This is a genomic window from uncultured Castellaniella sp. (assembly GCF_937988725.1).
GTDB lineage: Bacteria > Pseudomonadota > Gammaproteobacteria > Burkholderiales > Burkholderiaceae_B > Castellaniella.
The window spans coordinates 32,631-52,907 of record NZ_CALKHS010000010.1 but is presented as its reverse complement, the minus strand read 5'-3'; the positions used below and the strand labels follow the sequence as shown (position 1 = coordinate 52,907).

Sequence of the window (20,277 nt, the reverse complement as noted above, 5' to 3'; positions counted from 1 at the left end):
TTCTCCTCCGTTATGGTATCCACGCGTCCCGAGCTCCGGGCATGGCGGATATAGTGCGCCAGCCGAACCATTTTTTGAATGGACTTTTGAGGATTAAACTTGCCAATATGAAATATATAGATCATGCGCCGATCTTCATGCTCTATGGCGGCAAGGACGAATGGTCCGGGCCTGACAGAGTGCATTGCGAAACCATCGCCTCGCGCAGCCGCTTGCACAATTGGCATATCCGCCCTCACCGCCATTCAGGGCTCTATCAGATCCTCTACCTGCGCCGGGGCCGGGCGATCGTCTGTCTGGACGAGGCGCGGCATGCCATCGCCGGATCGGCGGTCGTCGAAGTGCCACAGGCCTTCGTCCACGGATTCGAATTCGACGAGGATTGCGCGGGCTACGTCGTGACGATCGCCTACCCCCTGTTGACGCGCCTGGCCCGGCTCCTGGGGCCGCAAGCCGCTCCGCCTGCGCAGCCCGTCATCCATGCGCTTGATCGCGGCAACGACGGCTCGGAACTGCGCGACGCCTTCACGCACCTGAACGCTCAATACCTGTCTCGTGAAACCTTTCGCGACGCGCGGATCGAAGCCTGGCTCACGCTGGTCTACGCCCGGTTGCGCAGCCTCAGTCCCGGCGGCGAACCCGGACCGGCTCGCGCCCGGAGCCTGGATCACTACACACGCTTCGCCGAACGGCTGGAGGCCGGATACGCCGCACACCACGATGTGGCCTGGTATGCGGACCAGCTGAGCATGAGCGCCGCTCACCTGAACGTCATCACGCGCACCCATGCCGGAAAATCTCCGCTGCAGCTGATCCACGAGCGGCTGGCGCTGGAAGCCGGGCGCAGCCTGGTCTATACCTCCATGACCATCGGCGAGATCTCCGATGTCCTGGGGTTTTCCGAACCCGCCCACTTCACGCGTTTCTTTCGCAAGGCGGCCGGCGAATCGCCGCGCGCCTTTCGCCAGCGCGCCTGGGATCCGGGCCGGACGACGCCCCCGGATCAGGCGCCGGGTTCTTCCGCCGGCGCGTTCCCGGCTTCCGGACGCGCGTAGGCCCGCCGGTCGATGCCATAGCGGCAGGCACGACCCGCGAATCCACGGCCCGCCGCTCATTGGTGTCCAGTAGCGGCAGCGCGCCAGGATACGGATGCCCATGTCCGGCCGATCGGTCCCGTCGAGGCCGGGGACCAGGCCCGGGCCGCCCAAGGCGCGCCCTGCCGCCCGGCCACTGCCGGGCGGCTTCCGGGGCCCGGTCCTACGCCGCCATGTCGAGCACGACGCGGCCGTCGATGCGACCCTGCAGCATGCGCTCGAAGACCTCGTTGACGTTCTCCAGTCTTTCGGTGGAAACGGTGGCCGCGACCTTCCCCGCACCGGCGAAATCCAGGGCTTCCTGCAGGTCCAGGCGGGTCCCTACGATGGAGCCGCGCACCGTGATGCCATTGAGCACCATGTCGAAGATCGACAGGGGAAAGTCGCCCGGTGGCAGGCCGTTCAGGGCGATCGTGCCGCCGCGCCGCGCCATGCCCAGCGCCTGCTCGAAGGCCTTGGGAGACACGGCGGTCACCAGCACGCCGTGGGCCCCGCCGATCTCGCGCCGCAGATACGCGGCGGGATCGGTTTCCCGGGCGTTCACGGTGACCTCGGCGCCCAGCCGGCGCGCCAGCGCGAGCTTGCCGTCGTCGATGTCCACCGCCGCGACGTTCAGGCCCATCGCCCGGGCATATTGGACCGCCATGTGGCCCAGTCCGCCGATTCCGGAGATCACCACCCAGTCGCCGGGCTTGGTGTCGGTGACCTTCAGGCCCTTGTAGACGGTGACGCCCGCGCACAGGACCGGCGCAATCTCGACGAAGCCGACGCCGTCGGGCAGGCGGCCGACATAGTCGGCCTCGGCGACGGTGTAGCGGGCAAAGCCGCCGTTGACCGAATAGCCGGTGTTCTGTTGACTCTCGCACAGGGTCTCCCAGCCGCCCAGGCAGTGCGCGCAATGCCCGCAAGCCGAATACAGCCAGGGAATGCCGACGCGATCGCCCTCCTTGACGTGGCGCACGCCCGCCCCCAGGCCGACCACGTATCCCACGCCCTCGTGGCCCGGGATGAAGGGCGGCTTGGGCTTGACCGGCCAGTCGCCGTGCGCGGCGTGCAGGTCGGTATGGCAGACCCCGGACGCCTCGATCCGGACCAGGACCTGGCCGGGCCCGGGCCGGGGCACGGCTACTTCCTCGATGACCAGCGGCTTGCCGAATTCACGCACGACGGCGGCCTTCATGGTGGTTTCCATCGATCACTCCTCCTTTTTTCGGATGAACGGCTCCCCCGGCGCTCCGGCGGAGCGCCATGTTCCGGAGCCCTTGATAAAAAACGCCGGCCATCGGGCCGGCGTCATATCTGGATCAGAAGAACCCGAGCGCGTCGGGGCTGTAGCTGACCAGCAGGCATTTCGTCTGCTGGTAGGCGCTCAGCGCCATCTTGTGGGTTTCGCGGCCGATGCCGGACTGCTTGTAGCCCCCGAAGGCGGCATGCGCCGGGTACAGGTGAAAGCAGTTCGTCCAGACCCGGCCGGCCTGGATCTGCCGCCCCACCCGATAGGCCTGCGACCCGTCGCGCGTCCAGACCCCGGCCCCCAGGCCGTAGTAGGTGTCGTTCGCGATGGCGACGGCCTCGTCCTCGTCCTTGAAGGTCGTGACCGAAGCCACGGGACCGAAGATCTCCTCCTGGAACACCCGCATGCTGTTATCCCCGAACAGCAGCGTCGGCTTGACGTAGAAGCCCTGGTCCAGCCCCTCGCCCGGCATATTGCGGGTGCCGCCCGTCAGGCAGCGCGCGCCTTCGTCCCGGCCGATGTCGATGTAGCCCAGGATCTTGTCCATCTGCGCCTTGGACACCTGGGCCCCCAGCATGGTGGCGGCCTCCAGCGGGTGGCCGGTCTTCATGGATTCGACGCGCTTGACGGCGCGTTCGATGAAGCGCTCGTAGATGGATTCCTGGACCAGGATGCGCGAGGGGCACGTGCAGACCTCGCCCTGGTTCAGCGCGAACATGCTCAGGCCTTCCAGGGCCTTGTCGAAGAAGGCGTCGTCCTGGTCCATGACGTTGGCGAAGAAGATGTTCGGGCTTTTCCCGCCCAGTTCGACCGTGCTGGGAATCAGATTGTCGGCGGCCGCATGCAGGATGTGCTTGCCCGTGGGCGTGGAGCCCGTGAAGGCGATCTTGGCGATGCGCTTGCTGGAAGCCAGCGCCGCGCCGGCTTCCTTGCCGAAGCCGTTGACGACGTTCAGCACGCCCGGCGGCAGCAGGTCGCCGACCAGCTCCATCAGCACCAGGATCGAGGCGGGCGTCTGCTCGGCCGGTTTCAGGACCACGCAGTTGCCGGCCGCCAGCGCCGGCCCCAGTTTCCAGGCCGCCATCAGCAGCGGGAAATTCCAGGGGATGATCTGGCCGACCACGCCCATGGGCTCATGGAAGTGATAGGCCACCGTGGTCTTGTCGAGTTCGGAGATCCCGCCTTCCTGGGCGCGGATGCAGCCGGCGAAATAGCGCAGGTGGTCGATCGCCAGCGGCAGGTCGGCCGCCATGGTTTCGCGCAGCGGCTTGCCGTTGTCGATGGTTTCGGCCACGGCCAGCAGGCGCATGTTCTGCTCCATGCGATCGGCCATGCGCAGCAGCACGCCGGCTCGTTCCGCCACCGAGGTCTCGCCCCAGGCCTTGCGGGCGGCATGCGCCGCATCCAGGGCGGCTTCGACGTCCGCCGCATCGGATCGCGGCACTTCGCAGAACACCTGCCCGGTGATCGGCGACAGGTTGTCGAAGTAATTCCCGGCCGCCGGGGCCACCCAGCGCCCGCCGATGTAGTTCTCGTAGTGTTTCTTGTAGGGGAAGCCGATATCGATCCCGAAGTGCTTCAGGTCGGTCATGTCCATGTCTGTCTCCTTGATTCGAAGCGCTCATCCCGTCGCGGGGGCGCCGATTTGTCCGATGCACCATGCACCGGCGCCTGAGCTTCTTCAAGCAAAGACCGTGCCAGATGCGGCTTTGCCCTGTGGATGGCGCAGGAACGCCGGGACCGGGCGGCATGGACCGCGGGGCTTTCCTTGCACCTGCGGCGATGGCATACTGAGCGAAAACCTGCTTTAAAAACAGGGGTTTGTCGCATTTTGCGACACTCGATCCCGCACAATGCGACAGCGATGCCTCAGGCTGCATCACCCGCATCGCGATCCGGACGGAGACGCCCATGCTGCATTCACCGCCACTTGCCCTCGCCCCGGACGCCCGCGCCCAGGCCGCCACCCGCATCCACCAGTCCTGGGCGCGCTGCGCCGACCTGGACCCCGCCCTGCTGGCCGACCCCAATCCGCTGCCCCGCGCCGACCTGGACATGCGCCGCGAGGCCCACCGGCAGTTGCTGCGCCTGGCCGAACCCAGCCTCGGTGCGCTGAGCGCGCTGGCGGGCTCGATGCACAGTGTCGTGCTGCTGGCCGACGCCAGCGGCCTGATCCTGCACGAGCGCGGCAGCCACAGCTTCCAGGACAAGGCGCGCCGCGTGGCGCTGCAGCCCGGGGTCAACTGGGCCGAGCCCCTGCGCGGCACCAACGCCATCGGCACGGCGCTGCACGACGGCCGGGCCGTGCGCATCCACGGTCCGGAACACTTCCTGGCCTGCAACAGCATCCTCAGCTGCCACGCCGCGCCCATCTTCTCGGCCACCGGCGAGATCCTCGGCATCCTGGACCTGTCCGGGCCCGCCGACGACATGCGCGACTATGTGCTGGCCCTGGTGCAGCGCATGGCGCGGGGCATCTCCGACCAGATCCTGGGCGACAGTCCGCTGCGCCGGCTGGACTTCCGCCTCGGCCGGGGCCCGGAAGACGACACGCACGCCCTCCTGCTGCTGGATGACGACGCCCGCATCGCCGGCGCCAACGAAGCCGCCCTGCAGGCGCTGGATGCCGACTGGAGCCGCCTCATCGGCACGCCGTGCGCGCAATGGATAGCCGGGCCGCTGCATGCCCGGGACACGCCCTTGCACCGCCACGACGGCCACCCGCTCACCGGCCGGCTGATTCCGCCGCCGCACGCGCCGGCGCGGCCGGCTCCAGCCGCGCAGCACCCGGCGCCCGCGTCCCGGCCGACTCCGCGTCCGGCGGCGCGCGCCCTGCCCGAACCTGATGCCGTCAGCGCCCCGCTGCTGGATCAGGCCGTGCGCGCCCTGGACTCGGGCCTGGCCGTCCTGCTGTGCGGCGAAACCGGCACGGGAAAGGAAGTCCTGTCGCGCCACATCCATGCCCGCAGCGCCTGGAGCGCCGGCCCCTTCATCGCCATCAACTGCGCCGCGCTGCCGGAACACCTGGTCGAATCCGAGCTGTTCGGCTACGAGCCGGGCGCTTTCACCGGCGCCCGCCGCGAAGGCGCGCGCGGCCTGCTGCGGCAGGCGCAGGGCGGCGTGCTGTTCCTGGACGAGATCGGCGACATGCCGCTGGCGCTGCAGACCCGGCTGCTGCGGGTCCTGCAGGAACGCGAGGTCCAGCCCCTGGGGTCGGACAAGCGCATCCCTCTGGAATTCGGCCTGGTCAGCGCCAGCCACCAGGACCTGAAGGCGCTGGTGGCCCAGGGACGGTTCCGCGCCGACCTGTACTACCGGCTGCAGGACATGCCGCTGCATCTGCCGCCGCTGCGCGGTCGATCCGACCTGGCGGCCTTCATCGAGGACGCCTACCAGGCCCTGGAAGGAAGCCTGTCCGGCGACGCGCTCGCCCTGCTGGCCCGCCATGGATGGCCGGGCAACTACCGCGAACTGTTCAGCGTGCTGCGGCGGCTGCGCTGCCAGCATCCCGGGCCGGACCCCGTCATGGCCGACGGCCTGCCCGTGGACATCGCCGGCGGCCCGCTCGCGGGCGCTGTGTCGCCGGCATCCGCGCCGTCCAACGGATCACCCGGACACGATCCGATCGCGTCCGCCGCAACGGCGCTTCAGAAGGACGAGGAGCCCGAGGCCGGTACCGATCTGCGCGCGCTGGAGCGCCAGGCCATTGAGCAAACCCTGCGCGCCTGCCAGGGCAACATCAGCCGCGCGGCGCGCCACCTGGGCATCCACCGCAGCACCTTGTACCGCAAGCTGCAATGAAACAGGCCGCCCGAAGGCGGCCTGTCTGCTCTACCGCAACGGCAGGGAATCACTGCCCTTCGAGGAAACTCTTGAGCTTGTCCGCGCGGCTGGGATGACGCAATTTGCGCAAGGCCTTGGCTTCGATCTGGCGAATGCGCTCGCGGGTAACGTCGAACTGCTTGCCGACCTCTTCCAGGGTCTGGTCGGTGCTCATTTCGATGCCAAAACGCATGCGCAGGACTTTCGCTTCGCGCGGGGTCAGCGAATCCAGCACTTCCTTCACCACGTCGCGCATGGAGCCATGCAGCGCCGAATCCGACGGCGACACCGTGCCGGTGTCCTCGATGAAATCGCCCAGGTGGGAATCGTCATCGTCGCCGATGGGCGTTTCCATGGAAATCGGTTCCTTGGCGATCTTCAGGATCTTGCGGACCTTGTCTTCCGGCATGTCCATCTTCTGCGCCAGGGTGGCGGGATCGGGCTCGGCCCCGGTTTCCTGCAGGATCTGGCGGTTGATCCGGTTCATCTTGTTGATCGTCTCGATCATGTGCACCGGAATGCGGATGGTGCGCGCCTGGTCAGCGATCGAGCGGGTGATCGCCTGGCGGATCCACCAGGTGGCGTAGGTCGAGAACTTGTAGCCGCGGCGGTATTCGAACTTGTCGACCGCCTTCATCAGGCCGATGTTGCCTTCCTGGATCAGGTCGAGGAACTGCAGGCCGCGGTTGGTGTATTTCTTCGCGATGGAAATCACCAGGCGCAGGTTGGCCTCGGTCATCTCGCGCTTGGCCTTGCGGGCTTTCGCCTCGCCGGTGGCCATGCGCTTGTTGACGTCCTTCAGGTCCTTCAGGGGCAGCACGACGCTGCGCTGCAGTTCGATCAGCTTCTGCTGGATTTCCAGCACGGCGGGCGCGTGGCGTTCCAGGGTTTCGGAATAATCATGGCCGGCGGCGATTTCCTGGGCGACCCAGTCCAGATTGGTCTCGTTGCCCGGAAAGGCCTTGATGAAGTGCGCGCGCGGCATGCCGGCCCGAGTCACGCAAATCGCCATGGCGGCGCGTTCCTGGGTGCGGACTTCGGCGACCTGGGCGCGCAGGGCGTCGGCCAGCCGTTCCACCATCTTCGCGGTGAAGCGCACGCCCAGCAGTTCGGCGTGAATGGCTTCGCGGGCTTCCACGTAGGCGGGGGACCTGTAGCCCTCGCCTTCGAAGGCCAGGCGCATCTTCTCGAACCAGGATTCGACCAGGTCGAATTTCTTCAGGGCCTTGGTGCGCAGGTATTCCAGCTGCTTGCTGCTCATGCCGCCGGCCGGGCCATCGTCGTCGTCCGACGTGACACCGGAGCCGGCGTAGTCCTCGCCTTCCTCGTCGATCAGGCCGTCCACGACCTCGTCGATCTGGGCGGAGCCGTCGCGGACCTTGCGGATGTGTTCCAGGATTTCGTTGACCGTCGTCGGGCAGGCGGCGATCGCCATGACCATGTGCTTCAGGCCGTCTTCGATGCGCTTGGCGATTTCGATTTCGCCTTCGCGCGTCAGCAGTTCGACCGTGCCCATTTCACGCATGTACATGCGCACCGGATCGGTCGTGCGGCCGAAATCGGAATCCACCGTGGTCAGCGCGGCTTCGGCTTCGTCCTCGACGTCGTCGTCGCTGGTGGCCGAGGGCACGTTGTCGCTCATCAGCAGGGTTTCGGCGTCGGGTGCCTGGTCGTAGACCGAGATCCCCATGTCGCTGAAGGTGCTGATGATGCCGTCGATGGCTTCGGCGTCGACCAGGTCGTCGGGCAGGTGATCGTTGATTTCGCCGTAGGTCAGGTAGCCGCGGTCCTTGCCCAGCTTGATCAGGATCTTCAGGCGGTTGCGCCGGGCTTCCTGTTCTTCCGGGGTCATCTGGCTGCGCGACGGGCTTTCCTTTTCGCCCTTGGCGCGCTTGCCGCCGCGCTTGGGCAGGGGCTTGAGGTCGGGGATGACTTCGCCGTCGTCGGCATCGTCGTCCACGTAATCGGCGCCGTCGTTATTGGCGTTCTTCGCCGGACGCCCGGGCTTGCGCCCGCTGGGAACCTTGGGCGCGCGCGGTTCGGCCGCCGCCTTCTTGGCGGTGGCTTTCTTGGCGGCGGGCTTGCTGGCCTTCTTCGCCGCCGGCGCCGTCACACTGGCCGCCTTGACCACGGATTCGAGCTCAGCGCTCTGGGCCTTGGTTTTCTTGGCTGCCGTTTTTTTGGCAGCCGCAGGGGTTTTGCCAGTTGCTTGGGTCATGTGCTCTTTCCGTTCTCAGTTCCGTCGCCATCCGGCCTTGAAGGCCGGGCTGGCAACCATTCCGGGTCGACAATGCTGTTGAAGGCGCTCAACTTATTGAAAACCATGTAGTTTACTTCACTTGACAGGAAGATTCATCCTGTCGGGGCCTTCAGCCGGGCCAGACGGCGGCTGAGATCCTGATACCGCCGGCGCTGCGCCTCGTCCGCCAGCCCGGACGCGATCAGGCGGTCGCACTGTTCCTGCACCGCCTGCAATTCGATGTGCCGCAAGGCATCACGCCATTCCGCCTGCGGGTCGGGAAGTTCCTGCGTCAGGACTTCGGTGGACAGATCCCGGATGGCCGCCGCCAGATCCGAATCGGGCTCGGCCGCTTCCAGCAGGGCGCCGGCGTGCCGGCCGCCGCAGGCGCTGGCCAGGCCGATCAGTTCCCGCACCAGTTGCAGATGGGGGTGATGGGCCAACAATTCAAGCTGCTGGTCCCCCAGGCTGTCCACCAGGGCGGGATGCGCCAGCAGCAGGCGCAGCAGGCGGCGCGCCAGCGGCGTGACGGTGCGGGCCTGGCCCGCGCGACCGCGCCGCCGCTGGCCGGCCGCCGACTGGCCGCCCGGCGCCCCGCCCTGGCCGAATTCGGCGCTCATCCAGGCAGGCTCATCGACCGGCGCGCCCCCGCCCTGCCAGCCGTCCGGAGCCGCATCGGCCGCTCGCCGAAGCGGCGTCGCCGGCGTCGCCGGGCTGTCCGGGCGGCGGGGATCGGCGGCCGGCGCCGCAGCCGCGGGGCCGCTGGCCAGCATGCGGCTGAGTTCCTCCGGCGTCAGGCGCACCTGCTGGGCGAATTCGCGCTCGACCTGCAGGCGGTACCCGCCCTCGGGCATCTGCGCGAACAAGGGCCGCGCCTCGTGCACGCAGGCGGCGCGGCCCTCGGCCTCGCGCAGGTCATGGCGCGCCGCCAGTTCCTCGAGCATGAAGCGCGAAAGCGGCAGCGCCTCGTCCAGGCAGGCCCGCAAAGCCTGCACCCCGTAGGCGCGCACGTAGGAATCGGGGTCCTGGCCGTCCGGCAGGAACAGGAACCGCATGGAGACGTCCTCGGCCACCCACGGCAGGCACGCCTGCAGGGCCCGCCAGGCCGCCTTGCGTCCCGCCCCGTCGCCGTCGAAGCTGAAGATGATGCGATCGCTGGCCCGGCACAGCTTCTGCAGGTGGTTGCTGGTCGTGGACGTTCCCAGCGTCGCCACGGCATTGTTCAGGCCGAATTGCGCCAGGGCGACCACGTCCATGTAGCCCTCGACGACCAGCACGCAGCCTTCGCTGCGGATGCCGGCGCGGGCCTCGTGCAGGCCGTAGAGTTCGTGCCCCTTCGAGAACAGGCTGGTTTCGGGCGAATTCAGGTATTTGGGCTCGCCCGCTTCGATCAGGCGGCCACCAAAGCCGATCAGCTGCCCCCTGCCGTTCAGGATCGGGAACATCACCCGGCCCCGGAAGCGGTCATGGCGGCGGCCGTCCTCGGCCTCGATCACCAGGCCGGACTCGATCAGCGCGGGATCTTCGTAGTGCTCGAACACCGAGGCCAGGCCGCGGCGATCGGCGCCGGCCCAGCCCAGGCCGAAACGGGCCGCGATCTCGCCGCTGAGCCCGCGCTTCTTCAGATAGGCGATCGCCTGCGGCGCCTGCTTCAGGGCCGCCCGATAGTGGGCCTGCGCCTGCTGCAGCACGTCGCGCTGGCGGGACCCTTCCTCGCGCCGCTCGCGTTCGGCGGCCCGCTGGCGCGGGGTGCGGGGCTCTTCGGGAACGGTCAGGCCCACGCTGGCCGCCAGCGTGCGCACGGCTTCCGGAAACGGCGCGCCGGTGTGCTCGGTCAGGAAGTGGATGGCGCTGCCGTGGGCGCCGCAGCCGAAGCAGTGATAGAACTGCTTGGTGGGGCTGACCGTGAACGACGGCGATTTTTCATTGTGAAAAGGGCACAAACCCAACAGGTTTGCGCCCCCTTTGCGCAGCTGCACATACCGGCCGACGACATCGACGATATCTACGCGCGCCAGCAGTTCCTGGATGAAGGATTCAGGAATCAATCAATAGAGTCGCGGCGGCAGTTGTTGGCTGCGAATGCGTTTGTAGTGGCGCTTGACGGCGGCAGCCAGCTTGCGCTTACGTTCGGCGGTGGGCTTCTCGTAGAATTCACGCGAACGCAGTTCGGTCAGAAGACCGGTCTTTTCGATGGTGCGCTTAAAGCGCCGCAGGGCAGCCTCGAAGGGCTCGTTTTCTTTGAGGCGGACAATCGGCATGTAAATCCTTGAAAGCCTGTAAAAATCATGGATGTCGGAAAGCAGTCAGGCGCCCGGTGCATCCACGGTTGGGTGAATGGAAAATATCCGTATAAGACAGCAGAAGATTCTAGCACGAATCAGGACTGGAATCTATGCCTTCGAATCAGGATACGCGGTGCGCACGCCCTTGCGGATCCAGGATTCCAGTTGATGCGGGCGCAGGCTGTCGTAGTCTTCGAAGGGCTGATGAATCCAGGGATTGGTGGGCAACTGATCCACGAAGTAATCCGGCTGAACCTTGGCATGGCCCTTTTGCCACAGCACGGCTGTGCGCATTTCGGTGATGCCCGGGAACTGCTTGAGCAGGTGATCGTGCACCCGGCTGAAGGTCAGTCCGGTGTCCACCATGTCGTCGACCAGCAGCACCTTGCCGTCCAGCGTGCCGCGCGTGATGGTGATGAACTGGGCGATGTCCAGCTGGCCCTGCACGGTGCCGGCCGCTTCGCGGTAGCTGCTGGTGGCCAGAATGCCCAGGGGCACGTCGAAAACGCGCGACAGGATGTCGCCCACCCGCACGCCGCCGCGCGCCAGGCACAGGATCTTGTCGAAGGCCCATCCCGATTCGTGCACCTTCAGGGCCAGGCGCTCGACCAGCGCGTGGTACTGTTCCCAGCTGACCCAGAGGTCGCGATCGGTGCTCGGCGGAGTGCTCATATCTTTATCCTGTAATGGTCGTATGAAATAGGTTCAAAAAACCACGATGCGGTTAGCATGCTTCTGCAGCCGGGCCGCCTCAAGGCAAAAAGCCCCCTTGGAGGGGGCAGCAAGCGGGCCTCGGCCCGCGCGGCATCGGGGCTGCCATCCCCTGCGATCAGCCCTGGAATGGGTGACGCAGCACGATGGTTTCCAGCCGGTCCGGACCGGTCGAGACCATGTCGATCGGCACGTCGCAGACTTCGGCGATGCGTTCCAGGTAGCGCCGGGCATTGATGGGCAGCTTGTCGTATTCGGTGATGCCCACCGTGGATTCCGACCAGCCGGCCATTTCCTCCAGCACCGGTTCGGCTTCGGCGGCCGCGTGGGCGCCATAGGGTAGCACGTCCAGGAACTGGCCCTTGTAGCGGTAGCCCACGCCGATCTTGATCTGTTCCACGCCGTCGAGCACGTCGAGCTTGGTGATGCACAGGCCGGTCAGGCCGTTGATCATGACCGAACGCTTCATGGCGGCGCCATCGAACCAGCCGCAGCGGCGGGGGCGGCCGGTGACGGAACCGAATTCCTTGCCCACCGTGGCCAGGCGCAGGCCGGTGTCGTCCAGCAATTCGGTCGGGAACGGCCCGGAGCCCACCCGCGTGGTGTAGGCCTTGGCGATGCCCAGCACGTAGTCCAGCGCCTGCGGCCCGACACCGGTGCCGGCGGCGGCGGCGCCCGCCACGCAGTTGCTGCTGGTGACGAAGGGATAAGTGCCGTGATCGATGTCCAGCAAGGTGCCCTGGGCGCCTTCGAACAGCAGGTTGTGGCCCGCCTTGCGGGCGATGTGGATGTTGCTGGAGACGTCGGCCACCATGGGCTCGAGCTGGGGAGCCAGCGCCATCACCTGATCGCGCACCTGGCTGGCCTCGACGGGCTTCGCGCCCAGGTACTGGGTCAGGACGAAATTGTGATAATCCAGGACTTCGGCCAGTTTTTCATCGAACACGGCCGGATCGTACAGATCCTGGACGCGCAGGGCGCGGCGGGCGACCTTGTCTTCGTAGGCGGGGCCGATGCCGCGCCCGGTGGTGCCGATCTTGCCCTCGCCCTTGCGGGCTTCGCGGGCCTGGTCCAGCGCCACGTGATACGGCAGGATCAGCGGGCAGGCGGAGGAAATCTGCAGCCGCGAGCGCACGTCCAGGCCGGCGGCTTCCAGTTCGCCGATTTCGGCCAGCAGGGCTTCGGGCGACAGCACCACGCCATTGCCCACGTAGCAGGTCACGTGGGGATGCATGATGCCCGACGGGATCAGGCGCAGGATGGTCTTGCGGCCATTGATCCACAGCGTATGGCCGGCATTGTGCCCGCCCTGAAAGCGCACGACCCCCTGGGCGGACTCGGCGAGCCAATCCACGATCTTGCCCTTGCCTTCGTCACCCCACTGGGTGCCAATCACGACGATGTTCTTGCTCATAAGCCTTGCTTGCGGCGGCACCATGCCGCCTTGGAAAACGAGTAAGTTTATACCATCAGACGCCAAGCGTCCTCAGCACCCAGCCGCCATCGACCAGAACCAGTTCCTGGTCGATCCGGAATTCATCGTACTGCTGGGGATCGCCCGGCAGACTTTGAATGACGATATGCCCCTGCGCCCGCAGCGTGCCGACCGCCTGGATCAGGGCCGGGTCGTCCGACCAGGGCGCGCGGATCGCCTGCGCGCGCTGCGCATCGGGCAGGCCGGCCGAGAGCTTGCGCAGGTCCAGGCTGAAGCCTGTGGCCGGACGGGCGCGGCCGAACTTGCGGCCGATGCCGTCGTAGCGCCCGCCGCGCACCAGGGCGTCGTGCCATCCCGCGGCATAGATCGAAAAGACGACGCCGGAGTGGTAGCCGTAGCTGCCGCCCATGTCGGCCAGATCGATGGCGATGGGCGCATCCGGCAAGGCCGTGCACAGGGTGCGCAGGGCATCCAGGGCGGCATGCACGGCCGGGAGGTCCGGCAGGCGCTCCCGGGCGCGATCGACGACCGACAGATCCCCGTACAGGGCCGTCAGGACCCGCAGGGCTTCTCGCGTGTCGGCGCGCGCCTGCGCCTCGGCGCACAGCGCGTCCAGGCCGGGGACGTCCTTGGCGCTGAGCAGATCGTAGACCGCGTTGGCGACCTCGGCCAGAGCGGGATCGGCATCGACCAGCGCGCGCCCCACCCCGGGATGATTCAGGTCCAGGCGCGGTTGCAGGACTCCGGCGCGGCGCACCGAGTCCAGGGCCAGTCGCACGCACTCGATGTCCGCCTGGACGCCCGCGTGGCCGAAGATCTCGGCGCCGATCTGCAGCAGTTCGCGATCCGACGTCAGGCCGGCCGGCCGGGTATGGACGACCGGACCGCAATAGCACAGGCGCGTCACCCCGGGGCGATTGAGCAGATGGGCGTCGATGCGCGACACCTGCACCGTCATGTCGGCGCGCACGCCCATGGTCAGCCCCGAGAGCTGGTCGACCAGCTTGCAGGTGCGCAGGCGCAAGGCCTCGTCGTTGGCCAGCATCAGGGAATCGAGATATTCCACCATCGGCGGCGCGACCAGTTCGAAGCCGTAGGTGCGATACAGGTCCAGCAGTTCGCGGCGCAATTCTTCGATGCGCCGCGCTTCGGCGGGCAGGATGTCCGACAGATTTTCCGGCAGCAGCCAGTTCGACATCATGGGTTGTTCATTCCAAAATCACAGCCAAAATAGAAAGCGGCCCGGCATCCGGCCAGGCCGCCCGTCGGTACTGCCTAGCGCGCGGCCGGCTTGCCGCCGGGAGCGCGGTCCCAGTAACGGAAGAAGTCCGAATCGGGGCTGAGCACCAGCGTACTGCCGTTGCCGGAGAAGGAGGAACGATAGGCTTCCAGGCTCTTGTAGAAGCTATAGAATTCCGGGTCCTTGCCGTAGGATGCCGCATAGATGGCGGCGGCCGTGGCATCGCCCTCGCCTCGCTTGGCCTGGGATTCGGCATAGGCCCGGGCCAGGGTTTCCTGGCGCTTGCGGTCGGCTTCGGCGCGGATCCGTTCGCTGTCGGCGGCGCCGCTGGCCCGCAGGCGGTTGGCTTCCTGCTTGCGCTCGGCTTCCATGCGGCGATAGACCGATTCGGAGATCTCGGGCGCGAAATCGATGCGGCGCAGCCGCACGTCCACCACGTCCACCCCCAGGGGCTTGGCCCGCTGGGCCACCGAAGTCTGGATCTCCTTCATGATGGTGTCGCGGTCGCTGGAGACGACCTGCTTGACCGTGCGCACGTTCACCGCCGCATTCAGGGCGTCCCGGATCTGGGCCTGCAGGCGTTCGACGGCGGCGCCGCTGTTGGCGCCGAAGGTGACGTAATACAGGCGCGGATCGGCGATGCGCCACTTGACGAAGGAATCGATCAGCAGGTTCTTCTTTTCGGCCGTCTGGATGCGTTCCGGATCCCGGGTCTCGATGGTCTGCAGGCGCTTGTCCAGATAGACCACGTTTTCAAACGGCGGCGGATACTTGAAGTACAGGCCGGGCTCGGTAATGGTTTCGCGCACTTCGCCCAGGGCGAACAGCAGCGCCGAATCCCGTTCCCGCACCACGAACAGGCAGGAGGACAAGGCGGCCACCAGCAGGACCAGACCGACCAGGGCGGGGAAAAAACGTTGCATCATGGGCTCCTAGTTCGAGTACGGGCTGCGCATCAGCGAATCCAGCCCCGACGGCACGCCCCGCGAGGCGGGCCGGTTCGAGGACGGAGCGTTCTTGGACGCCGCCTGGGCGCCCGCGCCGGCCGTGCTGACGGTGGAGCTGCTGGACGAGGACGACCCCGAGGCGTCCGTCGAGGAACCGCCGCCCGACCCGGAGGCCGCGCCGTTGCCGCGGGCGGCCTGCTGCATGATCTTGTCCAGCGGCAGATACAGCATGTTGTTGCCCACCGGGGCGTCGATCATGACTTTGGCGGTGTCGGTGAAGATGTCCTGCATGGTTTCCAGGTACATGCGTTCGCGTGTGATGGCCGGCGCCTTGGCGTATTCGGTCGCCACGCTGTCGAAGCGCGAGGTATTGCCCTGCGCCTGGCCGATGACCCGGGCGCTGTAGCCTTCGGCTTCCTGGATCATGCGCGCGGCCTGGCCTTCGGCTTCCGGCAGGACCTGGCTGGCATAGGCATTGCCTTCGTTGATCTGACGTTCGCGATCCTGCCCGGCCTTGACCGCGTCGTCGAACGCGGCCTGCACCTGTTCGGGCGGCTGCACGTTCTGGATGGCGACCGTGGAAATCTGGATCCCGGTCTGGTAGCGGTCCAGGATGCTTTGCGCCAGCGCCTGGACTTCGGTGGCGACCTCGGTGCGGCCCGAATACAGGACGAAGTCCATGGGCTTGCGGCCCACGATTTCCCGCATGGCGGTTTCGGCGGCCTGCCGCACGGATTCGTCGGGCTGGCTGGTGTTGAACAGATAGGCCGGCGCTCCGTCGGGCCGCAGGCGGTACTGCACCACGAACTGCACGTCGACGATGTTCTCGTCGTTGGTGAGCATCAGGGATTCCGGCAGGACCTTGTTGCGCGACGAGCCGCGGAAGCCGACTTCGAAGGTGCGCAACTGGGAGATATTGACGTCCTGGGAATTTTCGATCGGGTACGGCAGGCGCCACTGCAGGCCCGGATTCAGGGTATGCACGTACTTGCCGAAACGCGTGACGACCGCGACCTGGCCTTCCTGGACGACCATGAAGCCGCTGGCCAGCCACAGCAGGATGGCGGCGACGATCAGCAGCAGGATGAATTTCGGCGAAGGCCCCGGCAGCGAGGGCAGGCCGCCGCCCGAAGGCATGCGCGGACCGCGCCCCCCGCCGCGCTTGCCGAACAGGCCCGACAGGCGTTTGTTGAAATCGCGCCAGACCTCGTCCAGGTCGGGCGGCCCGCCGGCGGAATTGGGTTTATTGGAAGGCTCGTTGTCCTGATTTTGCTGACCGCGCCCCCAGCCCGGATCATTCAGGTTGAACAGTTTCATTCCACGCATTGTTTCCCGTAGGCCCCCCAAATTCTGCAATCGACTGCCGCAAGCCGTCCAGACCGCTGCGTTGCAGCGCGCTGACGAAGACTCGCGCAATCGTACCATGTTCGTTTCGCTCGACCCGGGGATCATATCCGGCCGTGTCGATTTTGTTGTAGACGCGGATCTGCGGGATTTCATCGGCCCCGATGTCCTTCAGGACCTTGTTGACTTCGGCCGCCTGTTCGTCGCGCTGCGGACTGGCGGCATCGATGACGTGCAGCAGCAGGTCCGCATGCACGGTTTCCTCCAGCGTGGCCCGGAACGCGGCGATCAGGGTGGTCGGCAGGGATCGGATGAAGCCCACCGTATCGGACACCACGACCTGCCCCGCCCCTTCGATCCAGATCCGGCGCGTGGTCGTGTCCAGCGTGGCGAAGAGCTGGTCGGCGGCATAGGCGCCGGCCCGGGTCAGGGCATTGAACAGCGTCGACTTGCCGGCGTTGGTGTACCCCACCAGGGACACCGACAGGGTCTGGCCGCGCGCCCTGGCCCGCCGCTGGGTCAGGCGCTGGCGCTGGACGCGGTCCAGGCGCTCGCGCAGGGCCCGCACCCGGACCCCGATCAGGCGGCGGTCGGTTTCCAGCTGGGATTCGCCGGGCCCGCGCACGCCGATACCGCCCCGCTGGCGTTCCAGGTGGGCCCACAAGCGGGTCAGGCGGGTGGACAGATGCTGCAGCTGCGCCAGTTCCACCTGCAGCTTGCCTTCATGACTTTTGGCCCGCAGGGCGAAAATATCCAGGATCAGGGCGACGCGATCGACGACCCGGACCTCGAAGTGGCGTTCCAGGTTGCGCTGCTGGGCCGGACTGAGGGGCTGGTCGAACAGCACGACCTCGGCGCCCGTAGCCTTGACCAGGGCGGCGGCCTCCTCGATCTTGCCGGAACCGATGAACCCGGCCGCGTCCGGCCGGCTGCGCCGCGCCACCAGGACCTCGGCGATCTCCGCGCCCGCGCCTTGCGCAAGCATCAGGAATTCTTCGGCATGCGCCGCGTAATCCGGATCGCCCAGATCGACGCTGATGACCAGTGCTTTCATAGGATGGAAACAAAAGGAATGCCCGCCGGCGCGGGGCGCGCGGCGGGCGATGGCGATACCGGACCGGCGAGGGAATTATTCAGCAGAGTCATCCACCTGGAAGGAAACCGGCCGGGCCGGAACGACGGTGGAGATCGCGTGCTTGTACACCATCTGCGTGACGGTGTTGCGCAGCAGCACGACGTACTGATCAAAGGATTCGACCTGGCCCTGCAGCTTGATGCCGTTGACCAGGTAGATCGAGACTGGCACATGGTCCTTGCGCAAGGCGTTGAGGAACGGGTCTTGAAGAATTTGCCCTTTATTGCTCATGGACGAGGCTCCGGTTATTGAAGTAGTTATAGTACTTTGGGTATTTTAATGCGATTCATGCGCTGCAACACGGCCACGGCCGCACTGCAACGCACGGAATTCATCAGGCGGACAAAACGGCTTTCAGCGTATCACACAAGCGCGCGCATTGTTCCGGCGTCCCCACGGTGATGCGCAGATATTGTTCGATGCGCGGCGCCTGGAAATGGCGCACCAGGATGCCCTGCTCGCGCAGGCCCCGGGCGATGACGCCGGCGTCCTGGCCGCGATGGCGGGCGAAGACGAAATTCGCCTGCGACGGCAGGACGTCGAACCCCAGCGATTGCAGGTCCTGCGTCAATGATTCGCGAGCGTCCATGACGGCATGCCGCGTCTGGTCGAACCAGGCTTCGTCTTCGATGGAGGCCTGGGCGCCGGCCAGCGCCACCCGGTCCAGGGGATAGGAGTTGAAACTGTCCTTGACCCGCAGCAGGCCGGCCACCAGATCGACGGACGCCAGGGCGTAGCCCACCCGCAGCCCCGCCAGCGACCGGGACTTGGACAGCGTATGGACCACCAGCAGGTTGGGAAAATCCCGCAGCAGGGCGGCGGCCGATTCCGCGCCGAAATCCACGTAGGCTTCGTCCACCACCACGGCGCTGTCCGGGCGGGCCCGGGCGATGGCGGCGATGGCGTCCAGGTCCAGGGCGCGGCCCGTCGGCGCATTCGGATTGGCGAAGATGATGCCGGCCGGTTCTTGTTCGGCGGCCTGCGTGTAATCCGACACCCGCAGGGTGAAATCGTCGGCCAGCGGGATCAGGTGATGCGGCACGTCGTAGAAGCGGCAGTACGTGCGGTAGAAGCTGTAGGTGACATCCGGCAGCCACAGGGGGCGGCCGCCGCGCAGGAAGAAGGCATTGAACACGTGCGCCAGGATCTCGTCCGAGCCATTGCCCAGGAACACCTGGTCGGCATCCAGGCGATAGCGCCGCGCGATGGCCTGGCGCAACCCCAGGGCCTGGTAATCCGGGTACAGGCGCATGTCGTCGCTCAACGCCGCCTTCATGGCCTCGATCGCCCTGGGCGACGGCCCGTAGGGGTTCTCGTTGGTGTTGAGCTTGAGCAGGTTCGGAATCCGGGCCTGCTCGCCCGGCGTATAGGGAATCAGGCCGGCGATGTGATCGCTCCAGAGCGTGCTCACGGCTGCTTGTCCTTCAGATAGGGGTTGTGCGAGGATTTGAACTCGACGCTCAGGGGGGTGCCGGCCAGCTTGAAGGCGTCGCGGAACTGGCCTTCGAGATAGCGCCGGTAGGAATCCGGCACGGCGTCCAGGGCGTTGCCGTGGATGATGATGCGCGGCGGGTTCTGCCCGCCCTGGTGCGCGTAGCGCATCTTGGGCCGGAAGATGCCCTTGCGCGGCGGCGGCTGCTGTTCGATGGCGGCCTGCAGCGTACGCGTCAGCTTCGGGGTGGACAGCTTTGCGAATGCGGCCGCGTGGGCGGCCTCGACGGCCTTGATCACCGGCCCCACCCCCTGCCCCTTCAGGGCGGACAGATGCAGGACCCGGGCGAAGGACAGAAACCGCAGCTTGCGCTCGTATTCGCGCTGCACCCATTCCCGTTGCTCGCTGTCGATGGCATCCCATTTGTTCAGCCCGACCACCAGGGCACGGCCCGCTTCCATGGCGAAGCCGGCGATGTGGGCGTCCTGGTCGGACACCCCGTCCTGGGCGTCGATCAGCAGCAGCACGACGTTGGCGGCCTCGATCGCCTGCAGCGTCTTGATGACGGAGAACTTTTCGACGGTCTCGAAGACCTTGCCCCGGCGCCGCAGCCCCGCCGTGTCGATCAGTGTGTAGCGCCGGCCCGCGCGTTCGAATTCGATTTCGATGGCGTCGCGCGTGGTGCCCGGCAGGTCGTAGGCGATCACGCGCTCTTCGCCCACCAGGGTATTGATCAGGGTGGATTTCCCGACGTTCGGCCGCCCGGCGATCGCCAGTTTGATCCGGTGATCGGGCTCGGCGCCGGGTTCGGGCGCCGATTCGCCCCCGGGAATTTCAGCGGCGGCCTGCCGGGCCTGGGCCAGCAGCGCGGCCAGGGCCTCGTCCACCAGAGCGGAGACGCCGTCGCCGTGCGCGGCCGAGATCGCGTGCGGCTCGCCCAGCCCCAGTTCGTGGAACTGGGCCAGGTCGGCGTGGTCGCGCATGCCCTCGGCCTTGTTCACGGCCAGCAGCACGCGCTGCCCGGTCTTGCGCAGCAGGCGGGCGATTTCATGGTCGTGGGCATTGATGCCCTCGCGCCCGTCCACCAGGAACAGCACGACGTCGGATTCCGCAATGGCCTGTTCCGTCTGGCGGGCCATTTCGACCAGGATGCCGCGGGTGGCGACGGGTTCGAACCCCCCGGTATCCACCACGATGAATGGAAAATCGCCCACCCGGCCTTCGCCATAGTGCCGATCGCGGGTCAGGCCCGAAATGTTCGCTACCAGGGCCGCGCGGGAGCGCGTCAGGCGATTGAACAGGGTCGATTTGCCGACATTGGTGCGCCCGACCAGGGCCACCACCGGTTTGAAACGCAGA

The 20,277-nt window shown here is 66.8% G+C and carries 16 protein-coding genes; 2 read left to right on the top strand and 14 right to left on the bottom strand.

Going from position 1 to position 20,277, the window contains the following annotated elements; genetic code table 11:
- Positions 1 to 107: 107 nt before the first annotated feature.
- Positions 108 to 1,055 (top strand): helix-turn-helix domain-containing protein, encoded by a 948-nt coding sequence (locus Q0263_RS10590; protein WP_298015776.1) that lies wholly within the window; start codon positions 108 to 110, stop codon positions 1,053 to 1,055.
- A gap of 202 nt (positions 1,056 to 1,257) precedes the next feature.
- Here Q0263_RS10590 and adhP read toward each other — a convergent pair whose 3' ends face one another.
- Both adhP and Q0263_RS10580 read right to left on the bottom strand, forming a co-directional pair.
- Positions 1,258 to 2,286: an alcohol dehydrogenase AdhP gene (gene adhP, locus Q0263_RS10585; protein WP_298015774.1), complete on the bottom strand. Its 1,029-nt coding sequence runs from the start codon at positions 2,284 to 2,286 to the stop codon at positions 1,258 to 1,260.
- A 112-nt stretch (positions 2,287 to 2,398) separates the two neighbouring features.
- A complete protein-coding gene (locus tag Q0263_RS10580; RefSeq protein ID WP_298015771.1) occupies positions 2,399 to 3,925 on the bottom strand; it encodes an aldehyde dehydrogenase family protein in 1,527 nt (508 codons plus the stop codon).
- 314 nt (positions 3,926 to 4,239) lie between these two features.
- Here Q0263_RS10580 and Q0263_RS10575 point away from each other — a divergent pair, with 314 nt between their 5' ends.
- Entirely contained in the window at positions 4,240 to 6,129 is a 1,890-nt protein-coding gene (locus Q0263_RS10575) for a sigma-54-dependent Fis family transcriptional regulator (RefSeq protein ID WP_298015770.1), read from the top strand.
- A gap of 49 nt (positions 6,130 to 6,178) precedes the next feature.
- Here the strand turns inward: Q0263_RS10575 and rpoD are convergent, their stop codons facing one another.
- From rpoD to der, 12 genes are all read right to left on the bottom strand, one after another.
- On the bottom strand, positions 6,179 to 8,368 hold the full coding sequence (gene rpoD / locus Q0263_RS10570; protein ID WP_298015768.1) for an RNA polymerase sigma factor RpoD: 2,190 nt from the start codon (positions 8,366 to 8,368) through the stop codon (positions 6,179 to 6,181).
- 134 nt (positions 8,369 to 8,502) lie between these two features.
- Positions 8,503 to 10,437, bottom strand: coding sequence for a DNA primase (gene dnaG / locus Q0263_RS10565; protein WP_298015766.1), 1,935 nt, complete (start codon positions 10,435 to 10,437; stop codon positions 8,503 to 8,505).
- Positions 10,438 to 10,650, bottom strand: a complete 213-nt coding sequence (gene rpsU, locus Q0263_RS10560) for a 30S ribosomal protein S21 (protein ID WP_298015764.1) — start codon at positions 10,648 to 10,650, stop codon at positions 10,438 to 10,440.
- Positions 10,651 to 10,782: 132 nt separating this feature from the next.
- Complete coding sequence (locus Q0263_RS10555; protein WP_298015762.1) at positions 10,783 to 11,346, bottom strand: phosphoribosyltransferase; 564 nt, start codon at positions 11,344 to 11,346, stop codon at positions 10,783 to 10,785.
- Between the two features lie 157 nt (positions 11,347 to 11,503).
- Entirely contained in the window at positions 11,504 to 12,799 is a 1,296-nt protein-coding gene (locus Q0263_RS10550) for an adenylosuccinate synthase (RefSeq protein WP_298015760.1), read from the bottom strand.
- Between the two features lie 55 nt (positions 12,800 to 12,854).
- Positions 12,855 to 14,018: an ATP phosphoribosyltransferase regulatory subunit gene (locus Q0263_RS10545; protein ID WP_298019019.1), complete on the bottom strand. Its 1,164-nt coding sequence runs from the start codon at positions 14,016 to 14,018 to the stop codon at positions 12,855 to 12,857.
- Positions 14,019 to 14,095: 77 nt separating this feature from the next.
- Entirely contained in the window at positions 14,096 to 14,983 is an 888-nt protein-coding gene (hflC, locus tag Q0263_RS10540; RefSeq protein ID WP_298019016.1) for a protease modulator HflC, read from the bottom strand.
- Positions 14,984 to 14,992: 9 nt separating this feature from the next.
- A complete protein-coding gene (gene hflK, locus Q0263_RS10535) occupies positions 14,993 to 16,333 on the bottom strand; it encodes an FtsH protease activity modulator HflK (protein WP_298015758.1) in 1,341 nt (446 codons plus the stop codon).
- Positions 16,302 to 17,405 (bottom strand): GTPase HflX, encoded by a 1,104-nt coding sequence (gene hflX, locus Q0263_RS10530; protein ID WP_298015756.1) that lies wholly within the window; start codon positions 17,403 to 17,405, stop codon positions 16,302 to 16,304. The genes hflK and hflX overlap by 32 nt, the downstream gene beginning before the upstream one ends.
- Before the next feature lie 75 nt (positions 17,406 to 17,480).
- On the bottom strand, positions 17,481 to 17,717 hold the full coding sequence (hfq, locus tag Q0263_RS10525) for an RNA chaperone Hfq (RefSeq protein WP_043681925.1): 237 nt from the start codon (positions 17,715 to 17,717) through the stop codon (positions 17,481 to 17,483).
- A gap of 103 nt (positions 17,718 to 17,820) precedes the next feature.
- The gene (hisC, locus tag Q0263_RS10520; protein ID WP_298015751.1) at positions 17,821 to 18,897 is read right to left on the bottom strand and encodes a histidinol-phosphate transaminase; all 1,077 of its coding nucleotides are present in this window, start codon (positions 18,895 to 18,897) and stop codon (positions 17,821 to 17,823) included.
- Positions 18,894 to 20,276: a ribosome biogenesis GTPase Der gene (gene der, locus Q0263_RS10515; RefSeq protein WP_298019013.1), complete on the bottom strand. Its 1,383-nt coding sequence runs from the start codon at positions 20,274 to 20,276 to the stop codon at positions 18,894 to 18,896. The genes hisC and der overlap by 4 nt, the downstream gene beginning before the upstream one ends.
- Position 20,277: the final 1 nt, after the last annotated feature.

Coding starts and splice junctions, on each gene's coding strand:
- Q0263_RS10590 (WP_298015776.1), top strand. CDS start 108: ATGAAATATATAGATCATGCGCCGATCTTCATGCTCTATGGCGGCAAG.
- adhP (WP_298015774.1), bottom strand. CDS start 2,286: ATGGAAACCACCATGAAGGCCGCCGTCGTGCGTGAATTCGGCAAGCCG.
- Q0263_RS10580 (WP_298015771.1), bottom strand. CDS start 3,925: ATGGACATGACCGACCTGAAGCACTTCGGGATCGATATCGGCTTCCCC.
- Q0263_RS10575 (WP_298015770.1), top strand. CDS start 4,240: ATGCTGCATTCACCGCCACTTGCCCTCGCCCCGGACGCCCGCGCCCAG.
- rpoD (WP_298015768.1), bottom strand. CDS start 8,368: ATGACCCAAGCAACTGGCAAAACCCCTGCGGCTGCCAAAAAAACGGCA.
- rpsU (WP_298015764.1), bottom strand. CDS start 10,650: ATGCCGATTGTCCGCCTCAAAGAAAACGAGCCCTTCGAGGCTGCCCTG.
- Q0263_RS10555 (WP_298015762.1), bottom strand. CDS start 11,346: ATGAGCACTCCGCCGAGCACCGATCGCGACCTCTGGGTCAGCTGGGAA.
- Q0263_RS10550 (WP_298015760.1), bottom strand. CDS start 12,799: ATGAGCAAGAACATCGTCGTGATTGGCACCCAGTGGGGTGACGAAGGC.
- Q0263_RS10545 (WP_298019019.1), bottom strand. CDS start 14,018: ATGTCGAACTGGCTGCTGCCGGAAAATCTGTCGGACATCCTGCCCGCC.
- hflC (WP_298019016.1), bottom strand. CDS start 14,983: ATGCAACGTTTTTTCCCCGCCCTGGTCGGTCTGGTCCTGCTGGTGGCC.
- hflK (WP_298015758.1), bottom strand. CDS start 16,333: ATGCGTGGAATGAAACTGTTCAACCTGAATGATCCGGGCTGGGGGCGC.
- hflX (WP_298015756.1), bottom strand. CDS start 17,405: ATGAAAGCACTGGTCATCAGCGTCGATCTGGGCGATCCGGATTACGCG.
- hfq (WP_043681925.1), bottom strand. CDS start 17,717: ATGAGCAATAAAGGGCAAATTCTTCAAGACCCGTTCCTCAACGCCTTG.